The sequence below is a fragment of the Negativicoccus succinicivorans genome, assembly GCF_018373335.1.
Classification (GTDB): domain Bacteria; phylum Bacillota; class Negativicutes; order Veillonellales; family Negativicoccaceae; genus Negativicoccus; species Negativicoccus succinicivorans_A.
On the sequence record NZ_JAHAHH010000055.1, the window covers coordinates 1 to 8,869 of the forward strand.

An 8,869-nucleotide genomic window follows, 5' to 3' on the forward strand; every position below is an offset into this window, starting at 1 on the left:
CAATCCATAGACCGGTTGCAACTTACCTTCGACCGCGGTTCGGTCGTCGGGAAACACTACCTCGGGCGAATTCATTTGATATTTACCATAGCCCGCTTTAATACGTCCGAAAGCGATAATCCGATCGCCCTCATGAAACAGCTTCCGCTTAAACGGCTGGTTGAAATAAACCAGTTCGAGATTGCCGCTGTCATCATTTACGATCACATTTAAAATAGACAAGCGCGGGCGCGGTCGTCGCTCCTGCACTTTCGTGATGACGCCTGCCACGGTCACGTCAGCACCGTCCGCCAGAGCACGGATCGGCACTACTTGCGAATAATCACGATAGGCGCGCGGATAATATTGCAGCAAATCACCCACGGTATGTATGCCAAGCACAGCTAAACGTTGTTCTGCGGCTTTACCGATGCCTTTAATGATCGTTACCGGATCTTGCCAATGCATAGTTACCTCCTCTCCTCTATTATATAAAAAACGGACTCTTCCGAGTCCGCTTTTATGATCAGTCCTCCTGCGGCAAAATCAAATTTAAAACAATTGCCACAATGGCCGCCGATGCCACGGTCGAACCAAGTACATATTGCAGCAACTCAGGCAGCGTTGCCATGTAGTCTTTCGGCAGTAAATACAACGCTAACGAAATAACCATCGGGACGCCGATGACAAACATGTTGCGTTCGGTAAGCCGTTCCTGTTTCAAAATACGAATTCCCGAAAGGGAGATAATCGCGCAAACGACCACGAACACGCCTCCGATTACCGGTGCCGGAATAGACGCAATCAATGTCGCCAATTTGCCGGACAAGCCGAACATCATCAGCCACGCGCCGGCGCCGTAAAATGCATATCGGCTGGCGACACCGGTGATGGAAATCAAACCGGCATTGGTCGAATAACCGGTGACCGGTGTCGAACCGACGAGGCTCGATACCAAACAGCCGAGGCCTTCACCGACCACGCCGCGATCTACCTGTTTCGGTGTAACATCTTCATTGATCACCGATCCGATCGCGAACCAGGTACCGGTGGTCTCCGCCATCAACACGAAGAATACAAAAATCATCGTTAAAATAGCCGACGGTGTAAAGCTCGGCATGTAATCGATAAATGCCAAATGCGGCCGCGCGAGCCAACCGGCCGCCGCTACGCTTTCCCATTGAAAGCGTCCCATCACCTGCGCCGCAACACTTCCCGCCGCCAGTGCGAAAATAACGGCACCGGTTCGCAACCAGTTGCCCTTCTTACCCATGTGAATACCCAAGGTCACGCAGAAGATCAAGGTCACAACTGAAACCAACGCCAGTAAAATATTCTGTATCACGGTTTCCGTTCCGTAAATCGTATAAATATTTGAATCCAGCGCCACCGGCAGCAACGACAACCCGATGATTAAAATAATCGTACCGCCCACCAGACGCGGCACCAACACATTGATCAGTTTACGAAACACACCGGTCAAACCGAGCACGACCAACAGCAGCGAGGCCACCATCGTCGAACCGAACACTTCATTCAGCCCTAAAAATCCGCCGCCGGCTGCCATCGTTATCCCGACAATAGCGCCGATCGGCACATAGCTCGGTCCTTGCGCAATCGGCAGGCGCATGCAAAAATGCGCCTGAATGATCGTCGCAATCCCCGCCGCCAGGAATGTCGCCTGAATTAGGATCGACGCTTCCGCGACCCCCAAGCTTAAAATCGACGCGATGACAAACGGTACTACGTACACATCCATCGCCAACACGTGTTGCAAACCGAGAAAAATAATTTTATTCCATGGTAATTTTTCATTCGGCGCAACAATTAAATGTCCTTCGTACTGTGTTTCCTGCAAATTCTTCGCTGACTCCATGAGTTCTCCTTAACGACCTGACACCAATTGTCCCTGTACCCATACTTTAGTAATATTGGCACGGTTGGCGGTAAATAAAATTTTCTGCAAGACAGACTGTGTATCGTCCTCGCTATACAAAACAATATCGGAATGGGGGGCGGCCACATCGATCAGCTGCACATCCCAATGATATCCCGGTAAAAACAGACCGATATTTTGATGCAATGCTTTGCCGCCCGCCGTCGTCGCCATATAAAACGCATGGCGAAAATCAATACGTGACTCCGCCACACCGCGACTCGCGGCGGGAAGATTCGCGTCAACACCATCTTCCAGCATACGACTGGAGATAATCGCCTGACGAATATTCGCATAAATCGACGGTGCAAAGCCGCCGGACACGTCCGTACCCAAACCCGCTTTGACCCCTTGTGCATGCCGACGGCGAACCGGATATACGGCATTGCCGAAAAACGCATTGGAAATCGGACAATGGGAAATTGTCGAGCCGCGTTGGGCGACCAATTCCGCCTCGTCTTCCGTCAACTGCGTCGCATGCCCCATCACCGCACGATCGGTTAAAAGGCCAAAGGAGTCCAAAACCTCCGCATCCGATGTACCGAAGTGCTTGTGCGCATAACCGGCCTGCCAGTCCGATTCGGATAAATGGGTTTGGATCGGAATCGGGTACCGCTCCGCCAGTTCTCCGAGTCCTTTCAGCGCTGCCGGCGTACACGAAGGCACAAAACGGGGTGTAATGACCGGAGTCAGCAATTGCCGCTCATCCGTAAGCGCCATGATGCGCTCAATCGCCTCTTCCGTACCGGCAATTCCCGCGTCCGCGGATGCGTCACGATAGTAATCCGGACATTGATCGGGATTGTCCATTACCACTTTACCGAGTGCCGCGCGTTGGCCCAGTGTTTGACATACTTCACCGAGCAACACCGTCGCGTCCACATTTTGCGTACCGTAGTACAGTGCAGTCGTCGTACCGTTTGCCAAGCTGCGCGTAACAAGATCCGCAAATACCGGCGCCGCTTTTTCTCCATCGGTAAGTGACTGTTCGAGCGGGAACGTGTATTTCTGCAGCCAATCCTCCAGCGGGACATGCAAAGCGTTACCGATGTTTTCCCATTGCGGCGCGTGAATATGCAGATCGACAAATCCCGGCAACAAATATTGCGTGGCGGATAACTCTTCCAGTTCGCCATTCGCTCGGGCATCGTCTACCGCTTTCGCATAGTCGGCGTCTCGGGGCAGCAGCACACGTTCCAATGTGCCCGCCGCATTGATTTCAAAAAGCGCATCGGCGAGCACTTCCACTTCTCCCCAAACGGGAGCATGAAATGCCGTCCCCAACACAAAGTGGTGCTTTGCAGGTAAAGTCATACTCTTCCCCATTTCTCAAACATTTTATATTATTATACAAAATTTAGATATAAAAAGGTGAAATATTTTATCATTGCATATGTCATTGCAATCACTCCGTTGCCATTTGCATGCAGGGGTTAACATCAACATATTCGACATTTGTAAATAACCGGAAAGCCAAATTTTTCAAATTTTCGTCAGTGTATATAAAAAATGAAAAGCCGACGCATCGGTGTTACTCTCCCCATTTTTCGCATTGCGCAATCGGCACGGATACAAAAAACGTTATGCGGCGCAAACGACTTGCAGTAAAAACAGATCTTCGTATGTTCTGCGTTACTTGATACTTCTCCCGTCAAAACGTCATTCACAATCGTATCGTTTGCTCTTTCTCTTTCGTGCATTAACACCGTTACGGCAATAACTTTTTGCCCGTACACGGAAGATTACTGCCAGCATACCGGTCCTTCTCCGTGTTGTCGACTAACACAACTCTTTGCACAAAATACAATCCCAAGCCATGCACTGAACTTCTGCCCCGATACCGATAGCACCCGTACTGAACTGCTCAAACGAATGCGGAGAACCGTGCCGGGCCTCTTGGAAACATGCGCCCCTTGCCCACCCCATCAGAAATCGTGTATAATAATAATATTAGAGGTAGCTATGCCACTAAGACGGTGAAAGTCCGTTCGTTGGGTAGCTGCCTCTGCTTTTTGTTCACGGCAACTCATTGCATAATATCACGCTTACCCAATCATATGGCACCGGTTATTAATAAAGACTCTGTCTAAAATAAAAAAGAGAAAGCAGCACGCTTTCTCTTTTTTATTTTCTCTTGTGAATCAATTCATACAATTTCGGGCCTACCGCTAACGCCACGACAATCCCCAATGCGGATGTCATGAGAGAAAACGGAATATTCGCAATCGCCGCCTCCCAGCTGCCGATGATAGCCCACCATGCAACAATGTATCCTACCAAAGTCCAAAGCGATGCGATCAACGTCGCGATCAACACCCGTCCGTAGCTGGGCCGGCGATTCGGCGTGTGTCCGAAGTAGCCAACGAGGTAACCCGCCACGCCTTTAATAACGAGTGAAAACGGCGTATATCCGGTCAATCCCACGATGGCATCAAAGATCATCGAGCCGATACCGCCACCGACCGCACCTACCCAGCGACCGAAAACGATTCCGATAACGTAAAGTGCCGCACTGCCCATATGAACCATGGCGCCACCCGGCATGGGGATAAGCACCATCGTCGCCACCACGCAAAGCGCGATGGCGACCCCCATGTATACCATTTGTCTTGTCGATTGACTTCGCTTTTCTATAGTATTGCTATTTTGCATATTTTTCACCTTCCCGCCACAAATGTGGCAATTCCAATTCAAACGGCACACCGCTTTCAATTTTTGTTCCGGCATCCTGCAATCTTTTAATTCCATTCGTCACAAACTGCCCTGCGATTTGTACAGCCTCGGCCCACGGCACTCCTTTAAGTCGCAAACCGACTAGCGCGGACGCAAACAAATCGCCCGTTCCTACCGCGGGTAACGGGATTTCAGCAAAGGTAAACCACGCTTCCGTGTGCGTACTTTGATCATACAAATAGTTGGCCAAGTAGCCTTTTTCCTGCGGTAATGATGTAATCACCACCGTTTCCGGTCCCAGCGCGGCAATCTCACTCGCTAACCGACGAGCCTCCTCTTTTGAAACCTGTCCGGCATGGTACGGCACATCACATAAGAAACAGGATTCGGTATAATTGGGCGTTGTTATCGTCGCATCGCGCAATAGATTGCGCATGGCTTGCACCATCGTATGGTCAAATGCGGAATACATTTTGCCGCGATCCGCCATTGCCGGATCGATCATAATCAAATCTCCCGGATGGGTATAGCGCTGAATCAGGTTATGTACCAATCGAATCTGCTCGGGATTAGCCAGAAAACCGCTATAAAAGGCATCAAAGTGAACGCCGTTCACTTCCCATGCTTTCACAAATTTAGGTATTTCTTCATCGAGCGGCAGCATATAGTGATGAGCAAACCCCAGATGATTGCTATAAAGGGCAGTGGGCAACGGTACCGCCTGTACGCCCAATGCCGCCAAGACCGGAATGGCAACAGACAATGCACAACGCCCCATCAGGCTCAGATCATGTACGGTAAGACAACTTGGTACTGACAACTCAACCATTTTTTCCCCCATAAACACTCCTTTACATTGATATAAATCATGATAAATTTCTTTTTGTCATACATCAATATACAGTTTTACGTCAAAAAGCATGACAGAAAATCAAGCAATAAAAAAAGGTGACCGCAGTCACCTTTTTTAGCCGGTATTCATAGAGGAGACGAATACCGACGCTCTATTGATAATCAGGGAAAATATCATCAATAGAGCTCCTGAAATCAGGGTACAGTAAACACTGTACAATTACATTATAGCATAGATTTCAGAAAAATAAAGTTTTATCCCTTATCCCTGTTTTCGTTCTGCTTCCATCCTATGGTGCGCGGCAACTCAATGACGGGACGACTCCACTTATACACCAACGCTATAATCGCGCCGCAGACGGCAACTGCCACCGCCGGCCAAAATAACGTCGGTAAACGGTTCGCCACCTGACCCCAGCCGCCGGGCAACACGGTTTCCTGCATAATCATATAAAATACCAGCTGGTACATGGTAAACGCCGCGATTGCGCCGAAATATCCCATGAAATACGCCGCGCCTACATGACGCTTACGCGCTGTCACGTACATTACAACATAAATCAGAATGGAAGCCAAACCGCCACCAATAAAAATCGGTTTCACCTGTGTCGGCAAAATCACAAGCATATATATCGCCAACAGTAAGATAATGGACAGGAGAATATGCATAAACAGAATCACCAATGCCAAAGCGCGACATCTCTCGCGCAGCGGATTCGTCGTTTTCCAAGCTGCATAAAGCGCACCGTGGGAGGTGCAGGCCAGTACAGCCCAAATACCGCAAACCACTCCGATCGGCGACCAAAAAAACATGCCGACCGTGACCGCCCCTATACCGATATTTAAAAGAACGGAGAACCCGACGGTAATCAGATAAATCACAGTAGCAACCGACACCAACGCATGCACAAAACGCATCGCATGTGCACCTTTAATCGTTTTACCACTGCTCCAGGCAGCTCCCAAACGCAACAGAAGATTCAAAACGACCAAGCCTACGCCGATCCAAATCACTTGATGATACGCATCTTTCGGTCCTAAAAAAATAGCATCCAGCAGCCAAAAAGCAGCTACCAAACCAAACTCACCAGCCTGAAATCCCGGCCGATAGAGAGAATAAAATGCCGACCTTTCCCGTTCATTTTTTATAGTCCACGGTGCGGTGAGCGCCAAGCCCACATCAGTTTCTGTAACCCAGAAATATAAAGCAATCAGAAGCGAGGTGAAGAGCACTAATCCCGGTGTTTCCAACTGCGAAAGCCAGGGCAACCATGACTCGATAATACTCATTACCAATCCCCTATCATACAAATTAAACGCCGTAAGAAATCATGTTCATTATAACATACAAATCATAAGCATCACGTCTCTATATCAACATAGAAAAGATTCGGACTACAGTCCGAATCCTCGTAAACACCAGAACACAAATGCCGATACCAAACCGCTCAGCGGAATGGTCGAAATCCATGTCACCACCATACTGCGGGCCACATTCCAATTGACAGCCGTGACGCGTTTGGCAGAACCGACGCCCATAATAGAGCCGGAAACAACGTGCGTGGTACTGACAGGCATGTGCAACATCGTAGCCAACGAAATAACGATAGATGAATTCAAATCCGCAGCAAAGCCGTTAATACTTTCCATGCGAAACACTTTTCGACCTACGGTTGCAATAATTCTCCAACCGCCTACGGCCGTCCCTAACGCCATCGCCGCGGCGCACACTACTTTGACCCAAAGAGGTACTTCAAACGACGATAGATGGCCGGCGGAAAGCAACGCCAAAGTAATAATACCCATCGACTTCTGTGCATCGTTCGAGCCATGCGAAAATGCCATCGCCGCCGCCGTAAAAAGCTGTAAGCGACGGAATTTGCGATTCAGGGTAAACGGTGCACGCCTTCCAAACAACCATAGCAACATAACCATCACAAAAAAGCCGCCGCCAAAGGCAATCACCGGCGACAAAACGAGCGCCAAAAAGATCGTGCCGATTCCTGACCAGTCCAACGCCTGAAAACCGACGCTCACCGAAACCGCGCCGATAAGACCGCCAACCAGTGCGTGCGAGGAACTCGACGGCATACCGAAATACCAACTCGCAACATTCCAGAAATTGGCGCCAATCAGCGCCGCGATTAAGACTTCTGAGTTTACAAAAGACGGCGATAAAATAATATCTCCGCCAATCGTTTTGGCTACCCCTGTGCTTACCAAAGCACCGAAAAAGTTTAAAATAGCCGCCATCATAATGGCATGTTTCGGTTGAATGGCCCGAGTAGACACAGAAGTTGCCACCGCATTGGCTGTATCATGAAAACCGTTGATATAGTCAAATGCGATGGCAAGTATAATAACTCCCCAAAGAAGTAGTTGCTCATGCATATTTTAATACGACTCTCTGAAAAGTATTGACCAGGATTTCACACTCATCGACCACTTCTTCCATGGACGAGAGAATTTCTTTCCATTTAATAATATGAATGGGATCCGTACATTCCGTAAAAAGTTTCGCCATCTCTTCATGGTAGTAGACGTCTCCCTGTGACTCCAAATTACTTACTTTCTTACTGCGGGCTTCAATCTTCAAGTAATTACCTTTGAGGTTGCGCATATACGACACCGATTTACGAATTTCATCCATACACTTCGCAACGATCTGTGCCATCGCAACCGCGCCCGGAGTCGGTTCTCCCGGATGATACATGACCATCTTGTCCATAATTTCTTTAATTTCATCCAAGGCTGTGTCCAGCTGTTCAATCACTGATTGAATATCCTCACGATCGATCGGTGTGATAAACGTTTTTTGCAAACGTTCCATCGTCTTCGAGCGAATTTCCGCGCCTTCTCGCTTTAACTGTCGGACTTGGTCCAGTCCTTCTTTACTGTCAATTTTGTTTGCAAAACAGTCATAGAGAATGCTCCCTGCATTTGCACTCAGCTCTGCGTGCTTTTCCAACAATGCAAAGAATTTTTCTTCTTTCGGTTTTAACTGAAATGCCATGCTGTGTCTCCTATCCACCCTCAAAAGTTTTCCATGTAAAATTATTATATCATAGCGACTGATAATAAACTATTCACGTAATGTCTAAACTGTCATTATTCCTAAAAATTACTAAATTTTGACAAAGCATTTCGCTTTATCTAATCATGTAAAAAATGTAAAAGAAGACCCTTTTTACCATACATCATAGTAAAAAGGGTCTTCTTTTAATCTTTACAAATGGTATTCAAAAAATTTATGCTTATTCCGGCTCAATAATAAAGGAGAGAGACGAGAAGTATTTTACCTGCGTATTAGGATCATCTGTCGGGTACGCAATTTCTATACCAAGTACATTCAAACCGTTAGCCGCCACTGTAACTGTCGCACGGCCGTGACTATCGGTTTTTGATTCATTGGTCAGATCATTAATCACG

8 protein-coding genes are annotated in these 8,869 nt (G+C 48.1%); all 8 read right to left on the reverse strand.

Annotated elements, in window-relative coordinates:
• A partial coding sequence (locus KH813_RS04965) for an OB-fold nucleic acid binding domain-containing protein (RefSeq protein ID WP_303994002.1) occupies nt 1-447 on the reverse strand: 447 nt, incomplete at its 3' end.
• A 58-nt stretch (nt 448-505) separates the two neighbouring features.
• Nucleotides 506-1,855, reverse strand: a complete 1,350-nt coding sequence (locus KH813_RS04970; RefSeq protein WP_303994005.1) for a uracil-xanthine permease family protein — start codon at nt 1,853-1,855, stop codon at nt 506-508.
• 9 nt (nt 1,856-1,864) lie between these two features.
• Nucleotides 1,865-3,229: an amidohydrolase family protein gene (locus tag KH813_RS04975; protein WP_303994008.1), complete on the reverse strand. Its 1,365-nt coding sequence runs from the start codon at nt 3,227-3,229 to the stop codon at nt 1,865-1,867.
• Nucleotides 3,230-4,039: 810 nt separating this feature from the next.
• Complete coding sequence (locus KH813_RS04980; protein ID WP_303994010.1) at nt 4,040-4,567, reverse strand: ECF transporter S component; 528 nt, start codon at nt 4,565-4,567, stop codon at nt 4,040-4,042.
• A complete protein-coding gene (locus KH813_RS04985) occupies nt 4,557-5,429 on the reverse strand; it encodes a pyridoxamine kinase (RefSeq protein ID WP_303994013.1) in 873 nt (290 codons plus the stop codon). Before KH813_RS04985 ends, KH813_RS04980 begins: the two co-directional genes overlap by 11 nt.
• Nucleotides 5,430-5,695: 266 nt before the next feature.
• The gene (locus KH813_RS04990) at nt 5,696-6,730 is read right to left on the reverse strand and encodes a cytochrome d ubiquinol oxidase subunit II (RefSeq protein WP_303994016.1); all 1,035 of its coding nucleotides are present in this window, start codon (nt 6,728-6,730) and stop codon (nt 5,696-5,698) included.
• Nucleotides 6,731-6,835: 105 nt separating this feature from the next.
• Nucleotides 6,836-7,831, reverse strand: a complete 996-nt coding sequence (locus tag KH813_RS04995; RefSeq protein WP_303994019.1) for an inorganic phosphate transporter — start codon at nt 7,829-7,831, stop codon at nt 6,836-6,838.
• Nucleotides 7,824-8,453, reverse strand: a complete 630-nt coding sequence (locus KH813_RS05000) for a DUF47 domain-containing protein (protein ID WP_303990943.1) — start codon at nt 8,451-8,453, stop codon at nt 7,824-7,826. The genes KH813_RS04995 and KH813_RS05000 overlap by 8 nt, the downstream gene beginning before the upstream one ends.
• Nucleotides 8,454-8,869 lie beyond the last annotated feature (416 nt).